The following is a 14,194-nucleotide window of genomic DNA, read 5'->3' as shown; positions in this document are numbered from 1 at the left end:
GGCCTGCTGCTCCAGCGCCATAGCGGCAAGGCAGACGATCGTCGTCACGACGGGCGCGTCGCGGTTGATACCCGCAACACCCGCTGGTGCTCCGACGGCTTCGAGATCGGCTGCGACAACGGCGAGAAGGTGCGCGTCGCCTTCTCCCTGGATTGCTGCGATCGCGAGGCAATGGGCTTCGTGGCCACCACCGCAGGCATATCCGCCGAGGACGTGCGCGATCTGATGACCGCCACCGTCGAGCACCGCTTCGGCCGCGTGAACCGCTTGCCTTCCACCATCGAATGGCTGACAGATAACGGCAGCTGCTACACCGCCAAGGAGACTCGCCGCTTCGCACGCGAGATCAACCTCAGACCCCGGACAACACCCATCGAAAGCCCGCAATCCAACGGCATGGCAGAGGCGTTCGTGCGGACCATGAAGCGAGACTACGTCCGCGTCGCCGAAAAGCCCAACGCCAAGGCCGTGATCAGCCAGCTACCAAGCTGGTTCCACCACTACAACAACGTCCACCCGCATCGCGCCCTTGGCTATCTCGCCCCGCGCGAATACATCACACGTTCAACCAGTGAGGAACTGTCCGGGAATTAAGGGGCAACGACACCACCCTGAACCTCCGCAAGTCCGGGAGGAACGTAATCGAGCATAGGAAGGTCAGGCAGAGTCGAATGCGCGCAGGGGGCGATGACTACCTCACGATCCTCGTCGATGGCCCATCCGAGTTCGCGCAACTGGCGAATTGCCTCGTCACGCAGCGTCGGCAGAGACAGACCGCGAGGACCAGGCCGCCGTAGCAGCTGCCCGGACGTCACCAGAGCTTTCACCAACTGGCGCGCGCGGGTCGGGCTGATGCGCAGCGCATTGGCGATTTCCCCATACGATGGGCTGTTGCCATATGACGTGAAATAGTCGCGCACGAACGCGAGCACGAGCAATCTGCTGCTCGTCATCCCCGGTGTCAGCCGCAAGGCCGCATCCGCCAGCACTGTAAGCGACGTCGCCACTACCGCTCAATCCATCTGCAGTTTTCCCGCCCGCAGATGAAACATAGCAAGAAGTGGCTGAATTAACAGTGTATCGCTGGTGAGAGGCAATTCGCCGCACAAAGCAAGAAAGCGGCGCAGTTTCCCGCGCCGCCCTTATTTGTCCGCGAAAGGCAGGATCATCTTGCGCCGTGACGCTCCGCCTCAGCATCTGCGATAGCCGCGCGCACGAATTCCGCAGCTTTCTCGAGCTCAGCGCCGACATCGACAGTCCCACGCTGTTCGGGCGAAGTGATCGCCGCGATCGGCTGCAGCGCGAACGCCGCGCCATGGCGCAATCGGTCGATGTCACCAGTCAGATCGAAGCCGTCGAGCGGCCCGATGATCGCCCGCGCGACAGTCTGGGCCAGATAACGTGCATCCCACTTCTTATGTTCGCGCCGCGCATGCTCGATGCGGCGCAGAATCAGTCGCAGATCGACGATCGTCGTCTCGATGGAAGGCGCAGCCGGTAATAGTTCGTGCGCTGGAACGAGGTGAGCAAATGCGCGCTGGAGCCAAGAATGCATGTTGGCAGGCGCGCGAGCGGTGATAGGGGCGACAGTAGCCATCGTCGATCTCCAAGTGGTCGAGTGTGGTTAGGGCGGCAGAGAGGTACGAACTCTCTTGCCGCCCGCACTTTATGCGCGCATAAAGTGGCTATGGCAACAGATAATGCGCGTAAAAAGTCCATCATGGGACGACCGAAGATCGACAGCGAAGAGGTGAGCGTGCGCATGAAGCGCGAGCAACTGGACGCGATCGACGCCTGGCGCGCCAATCAGGCCGATGTTCCAGGACGGCCCGAGGCAGTCAGGCGGCTAGTCGAGCGCGGATTGACTGGCGACTGAGCCCGATCGCGGCGGATACACCCTCCGCCGCGTAACCGCCTCGACGGTGACAAACCTCTTTGGATATCTGCCGGACGTCAGTCGTGGTGCGAAAGGTGGCTATGAGGCACCTAGCAGACGATCGAAAAAATTCGATCGCGCGGACAACTACGGGCACCATGCTCGCTGCAGGTGTTGAGAGACGTCTGTATCGCTATAGAAGTGCCCGTCCCCTGAGAAACTCAGCCAGACAGCGCCAGTCCGGCCAAAATAAACCAGACAAGTTGAATGCATTCAGAAAACCGCGCCCTATATGGTGACCAGTCCGCGGTACCCATCGCTGGTAATTGGCCAATGATCCTTCCTTCTGTGTCAAGGAACATGGGGCGATACTCTACTAAAGTTTCATAAATTTCAAATCTGCCCACTCCGTTCGGATTAACTCCTGCGTGGTTGTAGCGCTCCAAATCTAATGTTTGCAGCGCGTTACATGCCTTTTCTATATCCGACTGCTCTTTTGTCGCAATGGTAGTTCCTGTAGCAAAGCTCAGGTCGCTAAAGTTATGCGCGAAGGCGTTTCGTATCTTTCTAATCTGATCTAAATCGTTGAGGATTTGGTCGTCGATCAAGCCCAGCGCATGCGCGAGATCTGCACGCGCAGAAAATGTGCCCAACGGAGCGCCCGCACGTTGAAAGAGGCGTTTGTATCGGTCGCCAGACAAAGGCGCTAGTTTGGTCTTTAAAACGTCAACTAACAAATCTTCAATCATGGAAGCCGCTATTATGGCAAACTCTCGGTCCGGCCTATCTGCGAGTTCTCTGATTGCGTTAAGCATTACCAGCACTTTGGCCGACATAGCTTCGCTTCTAAGCTGACTATTTTCCATTATATTTTATCCTAGAAGCCGGATTGGAATAGCCAATCGCGGCGGATAATCCTTCCGCCGCGAGCTTCTCGCCTTTGGTGTTAACTGGGGTCAACGACCGGGCCAGAGGCCACTTGCAGCGAGACGACTTCTTCGAAGACTCGATTGAAGGTTGCTCTTTCCTCAAGGTTCAACCGAAATTGGGAGGCTGCAACGCCCAAGTCCGCATATACACGTTCTGCAGTGATGCCGAACATCGCTAACGCCGCCCGGACGGCTTTCTTTTCGCCTTGCGGGAGCACGAAGACATCGTGAGTATTGAACGGAGATTCGCCCTTCGAGTGCAAGCTCATAATGCTATCTTGAGCTGTCGACCTGAGGTTCATCGTCGATGTGTCGAAAACCAGCGGGTATTGGCGGGGTTCGAATAGTTCATCTGCAGATAGATTCTCGGCTTGGCCTGGGATCGCAGTCATCTTTATGACTTTGCCATCGCTTTTTGAGGGATCAGATTCACTCGCAAAGTACAGCGCGATCAGAGGATTGGTGGTCCAGTCCAGCAAGGTCGTTGGAATGCCGTAATGCTGTGCTAGGACTAAGTCCCGAAGAGGATTGCTGGAGCCGTAATCGACGAACCTTCGGGCCATTTGGGACCACTGGCCGAGATCCCAGGCAGATGTAATCCCAGCTGAACCATTACGAAAAGCAGAACACTCAACTGTCCAAGCGATTGAAGCGTGACCCCGATATATCGGTTGATCGACCAGAGAAATATTGAGTGAGCGAAGATATCCAGAAATGGTAAGCATGCCTTGATGAGCATGGGATGGCAGAAACGTCGTATTCAATTGCTGGCTCCAAGTTGAATTCTACAGACAGCGGCGGGTGTACCCCCGCCGCGATTGGGCTCTTCAAAGCCTCTACGCGCAAGCGCGCAAGGGTTTAGTCCCAACCACAACAGTATAAATATGCGAAGGCATGTTGGCGAAAAGCCTGACCTCCACAATATAAAACATCTCAAATCGTTGCCGCTGCGGCGCCCAGAAGGTGGCCTCAAAAAGCCTCATAGTGTGCAGGGCTTCTGAAGCCTCGTACGGTCCAGCCGTGCCAACCCAATATGTACCATGAACGGGTTCTAGACCAATGATCCAGTTGTGGACCATCGGCTGCAATGCTTCAATTCCGAGGTTCGCGACAGCGAAACCATGTGCAACTTTTGCAGCGGTCTTGAACCAAGAGTTGGTACTGACCGTAATGTCGCCCCGAGCAACTAATGCAAAGTTTGTAGTGTCGTTTGGATAGATAATTTGCAGGTAACAGGGGAGATCCTCGGACGGCAAGCTGCCCGCGAGAATACCTGGCGGGCTATTAGTTAAAGCTTGAATGAGTTCGAAGTACGGAGCAGTTTCCACACTTCCTACCTGTGGATTAGGCAAGTCTCGCAGCAAGGGCGGAGCCTTATCGGTCTTTCGCCTTTTCCGAGATCGAACTTTCCATCTATCTCGGACATCGCGCAATGTGCTTTTCATGAGCACGGTTTCGAACCTATGGATGACCTTCGCACAGACGCGGCAGCTTGCTTGGCGGAGAAGCAAATCTCCCCCAAGCCCATCAGCAAGTATATGCTCATCTGTTAGCTCCACAGCACCGGAACTTCCATAACAGTAGATGCAGCGACCCACGGGCGGTAGTTTACTGACCAGACCTGCGACCTCCCGCACCTGATGCTCCGCAATCAGCCTTTTCGCTCGTAATTCCACAGGCCATTCTCAGCAAATTTTGGGAAAAGATGATCGTCGCGGCGGTTACCCCGTCCGCCGCGATCCGCGAGGGCGAGCGGTCCCGACAGGCGCCCATACCCCCCACGTACCCCCAGGCTTAGGCCGCCTTCGCAATCCGCGTGACAGCGAGATCGTCGATATGGGTGCGCGCCTGGGCAACGTCATAGGCCGCCTGCATCCGCATCATTGTGTCGGCCGACATGCCGAATGCCTTCTCAAAGCGGAGTGCCATATCGGCCGAGAGCGAGGCCTTGCCGTTAAGCAGGTTGCTCATGGCCACGCGGGTAACTCCGAGCGCCTCGGCTGCGGCGGACACGGTGAGTCCGTATGCCTCGACGAGCTCAGTCCGGAGCCAAGGCCCCGGATGGACGAAGAACGAGGAATGAACCTTGATGGCCATCAGTGATAATCCTCCAGATCAAGGTCGGCGATCGCTTGCTCGTCGGCCATTGTGAAAGTGAGCCGCCAGTTGCGAGTGACGGTCATTGCGTAAGTGCCTGCCCGATCACCCGTCAGGGCATGGAAGCCGAAGTTCGGCGGAACCGACAGGTCATCCAGCGAACGAGCAATTAGAAGCAGGGCAACCATCTTCCGGATCCGCTCTGGCTCGATGACACCCTTGGCAGTGCCGGTCTCGATGAACTGGCGCAGCTTCTTGTTTCGGACGCTCTCGATTTCCATACATTATGTATAGTATGGCTTTACACGTTATGTCAAGTCATACTATACGGCGCGCATCAGCCATGTCACCGCAGAGCCATTATTCGCTGACGGTCTTGTTGCTCTCGGGCTCGCCCTCCCCCATTGGCCTCTGCAAACGCATGACAGTGTTCATCTCGGCACGGGACCCAGCAATGTATAAGTCATCGCTGACCCAGGATTTATCGTTGTCGCTGACAATGCGGCCCGTGAACAATATGCCTCCATGCCTGTCGATCAAAGGCAGCAAGATGGTCTGCGCGAGACGCAATAGAACTCCCGATTCGTTTCTATCCTCAATCAAAGCCAGCAGCTCCCGGCCGGCTTGGGTAAGCGGGATTACCGGGATACTCACTGTCTCCGATGCACCGGGAAAATAAGCGGATGCCCCATATTTGGATCCATATACAAAGCACCTATTGAGTTCATTCCATTCGACCTGATTGACGACTTCTTCCGGTCCTGTCTGAATCAATCCTGCTTCCTGCAATGTCCGCAACTTCTCGAATTCTCTTCCTTCCGTCCATTTAATCCAAGGATCGCAAAACAGATCGTTACCGTAAGCTGCTTCGGCAACAGATTGAAACAGCTCAGCGGTCCGTTGATCGAGTTCGGAAACTGTACGAAGCGTTTTAAGTGAAAAGGAACCCGGCTTTACGATTTCACCCGCTAGAATGCGCGACCAAGTCTGTTGCATTTCCGAACTTGATACATCGCTCGCAAAGTTACAAAACTTTCGCCGCCAATCCTCAGTGATGTCGCCCTGAGGCTCTCCCACTGGTTCGTTTTGCGAGATATGTTCGGCAGCTTGTAGCGCAATCGCCTCGAGATTGTTTTGGCGTTCAGCTTCATTCCCCCAAAAACGGAGCATCGCTCGCTCCATACTGTCTGGATTTTGAACCACACGCTCCGCGACCGCTTGTGCCACCGTGCGTGCAACAATTCGCCTCCCGTCAAGGGTGTCGAGCGCATCACTGATCTGGACCGTTGCCTCTGGGAATCGCGCAATGCCGATAATCTTTAGAAGCGCCTTTGCAACTTTCCCGCGCCAACCATCGGCCACACTGTCAATGGCATGTTCGATCGTCGCAGGTAGTCCTACGGTCGAGACATCGTTATTGTCTGCGGTCACCATTCGCACTCACTTGCCATTTATGTTCGATTGAAAATTTCCGATCACGGCGGATAGTCCGTCCGCCGCGGTCATTTAGAAGAGGCGAATTTGCGGACAGGTCCGTATCGTCGCAACGCGACCCTACCCCGGTTCGATACCGCGCCTGCGCTTCGCGAGATCCTTCAGCCGCCCGATCATTGGCGATGCTGCTTTCGGCGAATCGTTCAAGTCAGGACCTTCATCTGTGCCAAACGAGGCCGGGATCGATGCTTTGACCATTTCATAGGCCGCGCGATTGAAGGCTCTCGCATGGAAAGCGAACCATCCTGCGCTGCCAACAGCGTAGGCCACTGACGCAGCCGCGAGGATAGGATGTGCCTTTGCCGCCTTCGGCCCAAGCTTCACCAGCGCCATAGCGGACTTCGCTGCGTCAGCCCCCTTCCCGCCAGTCGCCAATCCGTCCAGGCCCACTGCTGCCTTTGCCATTGAAACAGCGCCTGCCAGCCCAGTCTGCAACTCACCGGCTATAACAGGCTGAAGCGTCCGCCGAGCCTCCTTCGATAGCCTGTAGAGGTCAGCGATCTCGGCAACAGTATCGTCGAGGCTCTCCTGACCGAGCGTAAGCGCCTTGAATGCCGTTGAGCCGCTGCGCTTAGCAATAAGCCAGTTGGCCTGGCGGTAAATTGCATCGAGTTCCTCGATGTTAATCATGCGCCCCCGATCTGTCCGAACGTACTGACCCCGCCCCCATGGCTAAATGCCCCTATCCATGCACGCTCGGAGAACTCGCGCTGGTGGCGATCGTCCGCACCAAAGTTAAAGCAGCTGCGCGCTCCTTTGGCGGTATCGCGCGGAGCAATTCCACCCATTCACGCTCCTCGGCAGTCAGATCAACCGCGTCGTCACCAAACTCAGCGTCGGGATCGTTGCTGGCGCCTGTGAGGTATGCAGGCGTCGTGCGCAGCTCACGCGCGATGCGGATCAAATGAGGTGAGGATCGCCGGCCGCGTTTGATAAGGCTATTGATGGTTGACTGAGGGATTGTCGCGCGACGGGCCAGTTCCGCTTGGGACATACCCAGAGCGCTCAACCGTTCCACAATGCGCGTACCAAGATCCATGTCGCTTTCTAACGCCTCTACGTTAGAGAGGATACGAGGCGATGGCGGTTGACGACCCTAACGCTCTTGCGTTAGTCAAACGCAATGGCGTTAGAGCATGAATCTGATTCTGCCTTAGCAAAAGCTGTCCGTAAGGTCGGTTCGCAGTCCGCGTTCGCGCGGCTGATAGGCAAGCGTCAGTCCGTTGTGTTCGGATGGCTAAAGAACGAAAAGCTCTTACCGCTGGACCACGTCCCGACAGTTTCCGATGCGACCGGCATCCCGAAAGCTGAGCTTCGTCCCGACGTCGCAGCGCTTTTTGAATCAGAGCCCCCCATGCCCGGTTCCCCACCGGGTGGAACGCCGGCGGAGCACACCCATGGCTCCGCCGGCGTTCCTGAATCGCTGAAGGGGCTGCAGCCATGACGAAGTGCATGGTGCAACTTGCTATTTCGGCCGCCGCTCGTGGTATGCTGGAAGAGCAGAGCCACTTCGAAGCGACGCGTTGGGCGCTCGCCGGCAGTGCTCGGCTCTTCAGCTCCTGGCCGGGCGAAGGGCCAACGCGCGGCGCGCGTGCCTCACGCGCCCGGGCAGCCGGCACCCGATTGAATTCGTTGGATGGTGGACACCTGACGATAGCCCGGCGGCCGCTTACCGGAGGCCGCCGGGCGCATCAATCGGTACGATCTGTCGTGCTCGAGATCACTGACTTGGCGAGCAAAGGGTCTCCTAGAACGAACCCTACGGCGCGGACGGTCCTCGACATGATCTCGATCCGCTCTTTTGTCACCGGTGCCCCTTCTGCGAGCTCGCGGCAGACTTTTTCCAGTTGGAGCGTGGCTTCAAACATCTCCTCCAGCGAATCCATGGCTCCGGTTCCTCGTGCAGGCGTTGATAACCGCACGATGGCTGAAGGGGCCACTCCGTCAAGGGCCAGCCCTGGAGCGCCGACATGAAGCGGCGCCCTCCCCTCTCGATTCATGCCGCACTGGCGGACATCGCCGACACGGTGCCGGGCGGTTGGGACGCGATGGCGGCCGAGTGCTCGCCGCGGAAGCCCGCGATCGTCCGTGCCTGGGGGGATCCCGATCGGCGCGAAGAGATCCCGCTCGAATGCGCGATCAAGCTCGACAAGCTATTCCGCCGATCGGGCGGCGACGGCGCCCCCTGCATCGAGTATTTCGCCTTCCGCCTGGACGAGGCCGGTTTTTTCCATTCCGCCGACAACCTTGGCCTGGGCAGAATCGCGGCCGAGCTGATCCGCGAATGTGGTCAGGCCCAAGCGGCTTTGGTGCTCGCAGCCCAGCCAGGCGCTTGCCGCACCGTCTTCCGCGAGGCCCTCGTCCACATGGATGAGGCCCTGGAAGAGTATCAGACAGCCCGCGTCGTCGTCACTGCGATGGCGAACGGCGGCCGTCTCACCAGTCCTTCAATGATCGAGGATCTTGCCGGCGTGCCACGCGCTACCGGCCCGCCGACGCTTTAGGGCTTCGGAGCGCCCCAACTCCTCACACAGACGAATTCCCGCGCTCGTTCGGCCACCGCGCCGTTCGGAGCGCATCAGTGCGTCCGGAACGATCGATGTCCATGTCCCCGGGAACATACCTTCAGAAGCGACGTGAGGCCGCAGGTCTCACGGTGGAGCAGCTCGCTGTCGCTCTGGGTGTGTCCCCCGGCACGATAAGGCCCATCCGAGGCGGAGATTTCGACCGGCTGAAAGCGCGGCTCTTGGCCGCTGAGAAGGGAAATCCTTCCCTCACGATGCAGCAAGCTGCGCTTGTTCGGCGAATTTTTCATTTCGACCTCAGCATTTACGAGCTGCTTCTGATTCGCGAGTCCTGCGAAACACCCTCTGATTTTCCGGAGCCTCAGATCTGCTCCGGCTGCGGGGCCAGTTGGCTCGATACCTGCGCATGCCCGGCCGCACCAGCCGCCGCCCTGGCCCCCAATCCCACCATCTGCACCGTCTGCCGCCATCGCGAGAGCATCGCCGGTCCGGTGCCGCCGAAAGGAGAGAGACAATGACTCCGAACGCATTCGACGAAAACGTGCGACGGCAAATACGCACGAAAATGATTCAGAACGGGGTCGCTGCTGATCGGGCGGATCAGGCGGTCGACTTAGGCTGCCACGCCGCCACGAAAGCGGTCGATACCCTTCTTGGTGTAGTGCGCGCCGCCCCTGATACCGGCATCGGCATGATGTCGATCGAATTGGCGCTGCAACTCGCGACGGCGCGAATGGCAGCGATCCTGGAGCGTGCTCATTCCCTGGGTGGCGCAGGCGGCGTGCATCGCTGGGGCATCGAAGTCGAGTTGGCACTGTGACGTTTCCTCGCGACCGTCACGAAGCAGTCGCCCGCATCGAGGTCCGCGAGAGCTTGGCGGCGAGCGGCATTCCCGCCGAGCACATCGAGGAGATCGTAGAGCTTGGGTTCGAGGCAGCTCATCGCGCCAGAGCCGCGCTACACGACACCGTGTTCAGCGCTGAAGATGAGCGCGTTGCAATTACCGCGCTGGGTGTGGCGATCAGCGTCGCAATCAACAACCTGCAGACCTTGCAAGCCGCAATGGTCGAGACGGCCGAAGCGGCCGGCCGACCGGTGCGGCGCTTTACAGTGGGGGGCGTACATGGCCGAGACCACTGACGATCGCCTGCGCCTTCTCATCGAGCGCGTCGAGCGCCTCGAGGAAGAGAAAAAGGGCATCTCTGACGATATCCGCGACGTCTACAACGAAGCGAAAGCGGTCGGCTATGACGTGAAGATCATGCGCGCGATCGTGCGCATCCGGAAGATGAAGCCGGATGATCGCCGCGAAATGGACCTGCTGCTCGACACGTACAAGTCGGCGCTGGGCATCGACTGATGGCAACGGCCCCAAACTCGGCACCGGCCTGCGCGGCCGCACCGGCACAATGGATGCCCGGCCAGTACGCGGAGTGCATGCACGATGCGCCTTGGTACTCCCGTGGCCTCACGGTGAGCCACTCGGGGCCAGCCGCAGGTGAGATCCTGAAGGTCCGCCACGTAGTCATGAAGCGCTGTCCCTGGAACGGGAAGATCGTCGAAATGCTCGCCTTCGATCGATGGCCGCAGAAGGCATACCCGAGCAGCAAGTTTCAGCACGTTACAAAGCCAAAATTCACGATCCGCTCGATCACAGGCTTCGCAAAGCGCGATCCGCACGTTGCAGGCGTGGGCGCGGCCGCGATCATGACTGCCGTCTGCTATGGCGCGGCCGCCGTCGCTCAGATTTTCGTGAGCGACCGATGACCTGCCGCTTCAGCCGCATGGTCCGCCGGACAATCCTGCGCCCTTTCGGCGAAGGCGGGGCGCCGCGCCTCGCACCAATGTCGCGCGCGGACGAGCGCGAACTGGCGGAACTGCACCGTCGGCGCGAGCAGCGCCGCCGCGATCGGGAGGGCCAACCATGAAGCGGCATCCCCGCAATGTCTTGTGCACCTGCGCCGAGTGCGCGGTGCTCGATCTCGAGTTTCCGGGCGAAGGCCGCCAGTTGGCCTTCGCTCTTCCCGTCAAACGCAAACGGGCGCGCCGTCGCGCCAGCACCAGCCAAGGGAGCGCCACGTCGTGACCCAGATCTTCACCGTCGACCAGCTGTGCATTTCGCCGCTCAACGTCCGTCTCCATTCGGAGGACGCCGAGCACACCACCGCGCTCGAAGCGAACATCGCGGCGAACGGGCTCATGTACCCATTGTTCGTACACGACATGACGCCCTACCGCGACTTGGCGCTGGCGGGTGAGCCGGTCGCCGCGTGGGGTGTTCTAGCGGGGGGGCGCCGCCTTCGCGCGATCCGTCGCCTCATCGCTGCCGGCAAGCTGCCCGCAGACTTCGAGATCGAGGGGATTGTGCGCGATCTCGCGCCGGCCGCAATAACTGAGCTGTCGCTGGCAGAGAACCTGCTCCGCCGCAATCTTCACCCCTACGAGATCCAGGCGGCGATCGCGCGCTCGGCCGAGCAAGGCTCCGATGTCACTCAGATCGCAGAACATATCGGTCAAACGCCCGAGTGGGTGCGACGGCAGTTCAGGCTTGGCCGTCTCGTCCCTGAGATCTTTGACGCGTACGTCCACGGGACGATTGCCGAGGAGCAGGCTCAGGCTTTCGCAGCCACCGAGGATCAGGACCTACAGCGTGCGGCCTGGACGCACTTCGGCGGCCTGGATCACTGGGCCCGCGACCCGGGAAAGATCCGCGCCTGGTACAAGGTTGGCGATCGCGAACTCGAGCGGCTGCTGCGCTTCGTTGGCGCCGAGGTGTATCGGGCCGCCAGTGGGCGCTTCGAGCTCGATCTCTTCGCCGATGGTCCGGAACGGGGCCGCGTGGTCGACCAGGCGCTGCTGCGCGAGCAGGTCGAAACGAAGATGACCGAGATCCGTCGGGATCTTCGGCGCCGTACCGGCCGGACCGATCTACGTTTCGTTTCCACCGCGCCGCAGTTCATGGGGCAGACGGATCCATCGCTGGCCATCGACCTGCAGGATCACGGCGGCCCCCTCACCCTACCCGGAGAGGACGTCGTCGTGACGATCGACATCGAACTGAGCGGGGAGTTCCAGGTGCATTACTGGTGGGCCAGCCGCAAGGCGAAGCGTGATGCCGCTCGAGAAGTTGCGGCGACGGAAGAAACGCCAGTTAAAGTTGCGGGCCACAGAGTCACCGGCGCTGACGGGTTCGACCGGCACAGCGGCTATGCCCAGGCCGCCCGCGCGGCCGTCAAGGACGAGCATGGCCTGACCGCCGATGGCCTGCAGGTGATGCGGTCGCTTCGGCGCGAAATCCTGCGTGGTCTGTTTCTCGTCGATGCGATGGAGGACGGTACGATCGGTCGGGACTACCTCGTGTGGTCCCAGCTGCGGCAGGAACTTGGGAAGGAGAACTCCCGCCCCGCCGACACCGGTTCGCTTGGTCTCGCTTCCCACTGGCAGAGCCGTGACGATGCTGAGCCGATCGACCTCGTCGAGCCGCACCTCGAGGAAGCGGGAGTGCACCGTCTGTGGGAAGCGACACTCGATACCGTTCGCGAGCAGCCATTCATCACGATCGCGAACCTGGGCGAGGCGTTCGAGGCGTACCATTTCGCCAATGACCGCGTGAAGAATACCGCTGCGGCAGTGCTAGCCGGGATGGCGCTGCTGCGCTCTGCCAACGTCCCCGGCTGGCGGATCGGCACCCATGATCACATCGCGCAGATCATGGGCGCGAGCGATCAAGTGATCCGCGAACTGTGGCGGCCGACCTCCCGCTTTATGGCGCTCTTTCCGAAAATGAAGCGGCTCGAGCTCGCGCAACCGCACGTCGAAACCGAGGCATTTCGCGACTGGCACAAGCTTCCCGATAGCACGTTGTCCGGCGCCGTTGCCGGCGCCGTCGAGCAAGACCCGGGCTGGGTCCACCCACTGCTGTCCTTCGGGGTCGCATCTGAGCGCAGCGCAGAACAGAGAGAGGCGGCGGAGTGATACCCCAGCCCATCACGATCATCGAGCCGCAGATCCGCGCGCTCGTCGACGGCCGCCTCTCTCGCCTATATCGTCCACTCGGCCGACGCCTCGAGCGTACGCGGCCCGGTGAAGTACTTTGGGTGCGCGAACCGTTCTTCCTTCCCCGGAACTTCGATAGCCTCTCGCCGAGCCAGGCGGCGTTGCGGGGCGGCATCCCCAACTTCGTGGCAGATTTCTCACAAGAGGCTCTCCACGAAATTTCGCCGCGCCGCCGCAATGCGCGTGAGTTGCTCCGCGCGTGGCATCGCCAGCACCTTCGAGTGCTGCGGGTACGGAAGGCCCACCTTCGGAACATCACCGACGCGGAGATCGAGGCGCAGGGCTTCGTCACCGGCCGTGCTGGCTTTGCCAAGACCTGGAACAACAATCTCTCGCTCGCTCACGCTGGAAACGAATGGACCGAGAACCCTGTCGTTCTGGTCATCGACATTGAGAGAATAGCTTTGGCCTACGACCAGGTCACCGTCTTCGGGGGAATGAGCCCCTGGGCCGAGGGGGAGGCGCGCGACCCGTCTCCCCCGGAGCGCTGCGGCGCGCCACATCTGGTCGAATACAATTCGTGCTACGAAGGAATGGTTCATGGGTAATGCGGCACCTGCGCGAGAGGTGTCGCCTCTCCTGCGCCGTCCTGAAGTCGAGCAGCGCACCGGCCTGCGAAAGAGCGCCATCTACGAACAGATGGCGGCCGGCCAGTTCCCCCGGCCCCGCCGAATCAGCACGCGCTGCGTGGCTTGGGTCGCGTCTGAAATCGACGCTTGGATCGAGGCGCGACCTTTCCGCTGAAGAACGAGGCGGGGGTACACAAGGGGGTATCCTTCGCATCGACCGTACTGAAATCGCCGTAATTCTAGGGGCGCATCCGATGCAATTTGAACTCCACCCTGTCCGCCAAGAAATATTGATAAATAAGGGAAAATCTGGCGATTATGCGCCTGTTCCCATAATAGCTCCCCGATAACTCAACTGTTACCTCTGCTTGCAGCCGATTCTCGTCGGCTGTGGAGCGGTCGTTCTTCCCACTGATCCAAGGCATTCATGCAACCAATCGCGCTGCCACCGAAGGAAGCCTTCGCCATGCTCAGCATCGGCCGTATCAAGGGGTATGAGCTGATTGCGGCTGGCGAAGTTGAAGTGTTCAAGATCGGCCGTTCGACCCGGATCACGGTTGCCAGCATTCTGGCCTTTATGGAGAGGCAGATAGCCATATAGCGCGACGATCTGGGTGAGAGGTCAGCGACTATCAGGATGAGAACAGA

The 14,194-nt window shown here is 59.8% G+C and carries 26 protein-coding genes; 15 read left to right on the top strand and 11 right to left on the bottom strand.

The annotated features are described in order from the left end of the window. Positions 1 to 594: DDE-type integrase/transposase/recombinase (locus LH128_RS01840; RefSeq protein ID WP_008827869.1), on the top strand; the 594-nt coding region annotated here is incomplete at its 5' end. Here LH128_RS01840 and LH128_RS01835 read toward each other — a convergent pair. Further along, a complete protein-coding gene (locus LH128_RS01835; RefSeq protein WP_008827868.1) occupies positions 591 to 1,007 on the bottom strand; it encodes a LexA family protein in 417 nt (138 codons plus the stop codon). The two genes, LH128_RS01840 and LH128_RS01835, sit on opposite strands and share 4 nt — an antisense overlap. 158 nt (positions 1,008 to 1,165) lie before the next feature. After that, positions 1,166 to 1,597 (bottom strand): hypothetical protein, encoded by a 432-nt coding sequence (locus LH128_RS33005; protein ID WP_172704879.1) that lies wholly within the window; start codon positions 1,595 to 1,597, stop codon positions 1,166 to 1,168. A gap of 123 nt (positions 1,598 to 1,720) precedes the next feature. On the opposite strand from LH128_RS33005, the gene LH128_RS31165 reads away from it, so the two are divergent. Further along, the gene (locus LH128_RS31165; protein WP_202950079.1) at positions 1,721 to 1,876 is read left to right on the top strand and encodes a hypothetical protein; all 156 of its coding nucleotides are present in this window, start codon (positions 1,721 to 1,723) and stop codon (positions 1,874 to 1,876) included. Between the two features lie 221 nt (positions 1,877 to 2,097). Here the strand turns inward: LH128_RS31165 and LH128_RS31160 are convergent, their stop codons facing one another. The 8 genes from LH128_RS31160 to LH128_RS31775 all read right to left on the bottom strand — a co-directional run bounded on the left by LH128_RS31160 (position 2,098) and on the right by LH128_RS31775 (position 7,435). Next, entirely contained in the window at positions 2,098 to 2,742 is a 645-nt protein-coding gene (locus LH128_RS31160) for a hypothetical protein (protein WP_008827866.1), read from the bottom strand. Positions 2,743 to 2,822: 80 nt separating this feature from the next. After that, a complete protein-coding gene (locus tag LH128_RS31155; RefSeq protein WP_083910038.1) occupies positions 2,823 to 3,530 on the bottom strand; it encodes an FRG domain-containing protein in 708 nt (235 codons plus the stop codon). Positions 3,531 to 3,641: 111 nt separating this feature from the next. Then, entirely contained in the window at positions 3,642 to 4,133 is a 492-nt protein-coding gene (locus tag LH128_RS33000; RefSeq protein ID WP_172704877.1) for a hypothetical protein, read from the bottom strand. 466 nt (positions 4,134 to 4,599) lie between these two features. Further along, positions 4,600 to 4,902 carry a HigA family addiction module antitoxin gene (locus tag LH128_RS01810; RefSeq protein WP_008827863.1) on the bottom strand — a complete coding sequence of 101 codons (303 nt, stop codon included), beginning with the start codon at positions 4,900 to 4,902 and terminating at the stop codon, positions 4,600 to 4,602. Continuing rightward, a complete protein-coding gene (locus tag LH128_RS01805; RefSeq protein WP_008827862.1) occupies positions 4,902 to 5,183 on the bottom strand; it encodes a type II toxin-antitoxin system RelE/ParE family toxin in 282 nt (93 codons plus the stop codon). The genes LH128_RS01810 and LH128_RS01805 overlap by 1 nt, the downstream gene beginning before the upstream one ends. A 79-nt stretch (positions 5,184 to 5,262) precedes the next feature. Further along, positions 5,263 to 6,336: a DUF2806 domain-containing protein gene (locus tag LH128_RS31780; RefSeq protein ID WP_008827861.1), complete on the bottom strand. Its 1,074-nt coding sequence runs from the start codon at positions 6,334 to 6,336 to the stop codon at positions 5,263 to 5,265. A 120-nt stretch (positions 6,337 to 6,456) separates the two neighbouring features. Beyond that, positions 6,457 to 7,026, bottom strand: a complete 570-nt coding sequence (locus LH128_RS01795; protein ID WP_008827860.1) for a hypothetical protein — start codon at positions 7,024 to 7,026, stop codon at positions 6,457 to 6,459. Between the two features lie 52 nt (positions 7,027 to 7,078). Next, the gene (locus tag LH128_RS31775) at positions 7,079 to 7,435 is read right to left on the bottom strand and encodes a helix-turn-helix domain-containing protein (protein ID WP_083910036.1); all 357 of its coding nucleotides are present in this window, start codon (positions 7,433 to 7,435) and stop codon (positions 7,079 to 7,081) included. Between the two features lie 84 nt (positions 7,436 to 7,519). Here LH128_RS31775 and LH128_RS31770 point away from each other — a divergent pair, with 84 nt between their 5' ends. Further along, positions 7,520 to 7,840, top strand: coding sequence for a transcriptional regulator (locus tag LH128_RS31770; protein WP_083910034.1), 321 nt, complete (start codon positions 7,520 to 7,522; stop codon positions 7,838 to 7,840). Positions 7,841 to 8,087: 247 nt separating this feature from the next. Here the strand turns inward: LH128_RS31770 and LH128_RS01790 are convergent, their stop codons facing one another. Further along, entirely contained in the window at positions 8,088 to 8,282 is a 195-nt protein-coding gene (locus LH128_RS01790; RefSeq protein ID WP_008827859.1) for a hypothetical protein, read from the bottom strand. Between the two features lie 84 nt (positions 8,283 to 8,366). On the opposite strand from LH128_RS01790, the gene LH128_RS31150 reads away from it, so the two are divergent. The 12 genes from LH128_RS31150 (at position 8,367) to LH128_RS31765 (ending at position 14,147) form a co-directional block, all read left to right on the top strand. Beyond that, positions 8,367 to 8,900, top strand: a complete 534-nt coding sequence (locus LH128_RS31150) for a hypothetical protein (RefSeq protein WP_051211381.1) — start codon at positions 8,367 to 8,369, stop codon at positions 8,898 to 8,900. A 95-nt stretch (positions 8,901 to 8,995) separates the two neighbouring features. Continuing rightward, complete coding sequence (locus LH128_RS32995; protein ID WP_172704876.1) at positions 8,996 to 9,439, top strand: helix-turn-helix domain-containing protein; 444 nt, start codon at positions 8,996 to 8,998, stop codon at positions 9,437 to 9,439. Further along, on the top strand, positions 9,436 to 9,741 hold the full coding sequence (locus tag LH128_RS01780; protein WP_008827856.1) for a hypothetical protein: 306 nt from the start codon (positions 9,436 to 9,438) through the stop codon (positions 9,739 to 9,741). The genes LH128_RS32995 and LH128_RS01780 overlap by 4 nt, the downstream gene beginning before the upstream one ends. Then, the gene (locus LH128_RS01775) at positions 9,738 to 10,061 is read left to right on the top strand and encodes a hypothetical protein (protein WP_008827855.1); all 324 of its coding nucleotides are present in this window, start codon (positions 9,738 to 9,740) and stop codon (positions 10,059 to 10,061) included. The genes LH128_RS01780 and LH128_RS01775 overlap by 4 nt, the downstream gene beginning before the upstream one ends. Next, positions 10,045 to 10,281, top strand: coding sequence for a DUF2312 domain-containing protein (locus LH128_RS01770; protein WP_008827854.1), 237 nt, complete (start codon positions 10,045 to 10,047; stop codon positions 10,279 to 10,281). Before LH128_RS01775 ends, LH128_RS01770 begins: the two co-directional genes overlap by 17 nt. A gap of 53 nt (positions 10,282 to 10,334) precedes the next feature. Further along, positions 10,335 to 10,688, top strand: coding sequence for a hypothetical protein (locus LH128_RS01765; protein WP_172704875.1), 354 nt, complete (start codon positions 10,335 to 10,337; stop codon positions 10,686 to 10,688). Beyond that, positions 10,685 to 10,849 (top strand): hypothetical protein, encoded by a 165-nt coding sequence (locus LH128_RS32990; protein WP_172704874.1) that lies wholly within the window; start codon positions 10,685 to 10,687, stop codon positions 10,847 to 10,849. The genes LH128_RS01765 and LH128_RS32990 overlap by 4 nt, the downstream gene beginning before the upstream one ends. Next, positions 10,846 to 11,007 carry a hypothetical protein gene (locus LH128_RS32985; protein ID WP_172704873.1) on the top strand — a complete coding sequence of 54 codons (162 nt, stop codon included), beginning with the start codon at positions 10,846 to 10,848 and terminating at the stop codon, positions 11,005 to 11,007. Before LH128_RS32990 ends, LH128_RS32985 begins: the two co-directional genes overlap by 4 nt. Further along, complete coding sequence (locus tag LH128_RS01760; protein WP_008827852.1) at positions 11,004 to 12,896, top strand: ParB/RepB/Spo0J family partition protein; 1,893 nt, start codon at positions 11,004 to 11,006, stop codon at positions 12,894 to 12,896. Before LH128_RS32985 ends, LH128_RS01760 begins: the two co-directional genes overlap by 4 nt. Beyond that, positions 12,893 to 13,525 (top strand): hypothetical protein, encoded by a 633-nt coding sequence (locus LH128_RS01755; protein WP_008827851.1) that lies wholly within the window; start codon positions 12,893 to 12,895, stop codon positions 13,523 to 13,525. Before LH128_RS01760 ends, LH128_RS01755 begins: the two co-directional genes overlap by 4 nt. After that, on the top strand, positions 13,518 to 13,721 hold the full coding sequence (locus LH128_RS01750) for a helix-turn-helix transcriptional regulator (RefSeq protein WP_008827850.1): 204 nt from the start codon (positions 13,518 to 13,520) through the stop codon (positions 13,719 to 13,721). The genes LH128_RS01755 and LH128_RS01750 overlap by 8 nt, the downstream gene beginning before the upstream one ends. Positions 13,722 to 13,973: 252 nt before the next feature. Beyond that, positions 13,974 to 14,147: a helix-turn-helix domain-containing protein gene (locus LH128_RS31765; protein WP_083910032.1), complete on the top strand. Its 174-nt coding sequence runs from the start codon at positions 13,974 to 13,976 to the stop codon at positions 14,145 to 14,147. Positions 14,148 to 14,194: the final 47 nt, after the last annotated feature.

Origin of the sequence: Sphingomonas sp. LH128 (assembly GCF_000293195.2) — a bacterium.
Lineage (GTDB): Bacteria > Pseudomonadota > Alphaproteobacteria > Sphingomonadales > Sphingomonadaceae > Novosphingobium > Novosphingobium resinovorum_A.
This window is presented reverse-complemented; position numbering and strand designations above follow the sequence as displayed.

Coding starts and splice junctions, on each gene's coding strand:
- LH128_RS33005 (WP_172704879.1), bottom strand. CDS start 1,597: ATGGCTACTGTCGCCCCTATCACCGCTCGCGCGCCTGCCAACATGCAT.
- LH128_RS31165 (WP_202950079.1), top strand. CDS start 1,721: ATGGGACGACCGAAGATCGACAGCGAAGAGGTGAGCGTGCGCATGAAG.
- LH128_RS31160 (WP_008827866.1), bottom strand. CDS start 2,742: ATGGAAAATAGTCAGCTTAGAAGCGAAGCTATGTCGGCCAAAGTGCTG.
- LH128_RS31155 (WP_083910038.1), bottom strand. CDS start 3,530: ATGCTTACCATTTCTGGATATCTTCGCTCACTCAATATTTCTCTGGTC.
- LH128_RS01810 (WP_008827863.1), bottom strand. CDS start 4,902: ATGGCCATCAAGGTTCATTCCTCGTTCTTCGTCCATCCGGGGCCTTGG.
- LH128_RS01805 (WP_008827862.1), bottom strand. CDS start 5,183: ATGGAAATCGAGAGCGTCCGAAACAAGAAGCTGCGCCAGTTCATCGAG.
- LH128_RS31780 (WP_008827861.1), bottom strand. CDS start 6,336: ATGGTGACCGCAGACAATAACGATGTCTCGACCGTAGGACTACCTGCG.
- LH128_RS01795 (WP_008827860.1), bottom strand. CDS start 7,026: ATGATTAACATCGAGGAACTCGATGCAATTTACCGCCAGGCCAACTGG.
- LH128_RS31775 (WP_083910036.1), bottom strand. CDS start 7,435: ATGGATCTTGGTACGCGCATTGTGGAACGGTTGAGCGCTCTGGGTATG.
- LH128_RS31770 (WP_083910034.1), top strand. CDS start 7,520: ATGGCGTTAGAGCATGAATCTGATTCTGCCTTAGCAAAAGCTGTCCGT.
- LH128_RS01790 (WP_008827859.1), bottom strand. CDS start 8,282: ATGGATTCGCTGGAGGAGATGTTTGAAGCCACGCTCCAACTGGAAAAA.
- LH128_RS31150 (WP_051211381.1), top strand. CDS start 8,367: ATGAAGCGGCGCCCTCCCCTCTCGATTCATGCCGCACTGGCGGACATC.
- LH128_RS32995 (WP_172704876.1), top strand. CDS start 8,996: ATGTCCATGTCCCCGGGAACATACCTTCAGAAGCGACGTGAGGCCGCA.
- LH128_RS01780 (WP_008827856.1), top strand. CDS start 9,436: ATGACTCCGAACGCATTCGACGAAAACGTGCGACGGCAAATACGCACG.
- LH128_RS01770 (WP_008827854.1), top strand. CDS start 10,045: ATGGCCGAGACCACTGACGATCGCCTGCGCCTTCTCATCGAGCGCGTC.
- LH128_RS01765 (WP_172704875.1), top strand. CDS start 10,335: ATGCCCGGCCAGTACGCGGAGTGCATGCACGATGCGCCTTGGTACTCC.
- LH128_RS32990 (WP_172704874.1), top strand. CDS start 10,685: ATGACCTGCCGCTTCAGCCGCATGGTCCGCCGGACAATCCTGCGCCCT.
- LH128_RS32985 (WP_172704873.1), top strand. CDS start 10,846: ATGAAGCGGCATCCCCGCAATGTCTTGTGCACCTGCGCCGAGTGCGCG.
- LH128_RS01750 (WP_008827850.1), top strand. CDS start 13,518: ATGGGTAATGCGGCACCTGCGCGAGAGGTGTCGCCTCTCCTGCGCCGT.
- LH128_RS31765 (WP_083910032.1), top strand. CDS start 13,974: ATGCAACCAATCGCGCTGCCACCGAAGGAAGCCTTCGCCATGCTCAGC.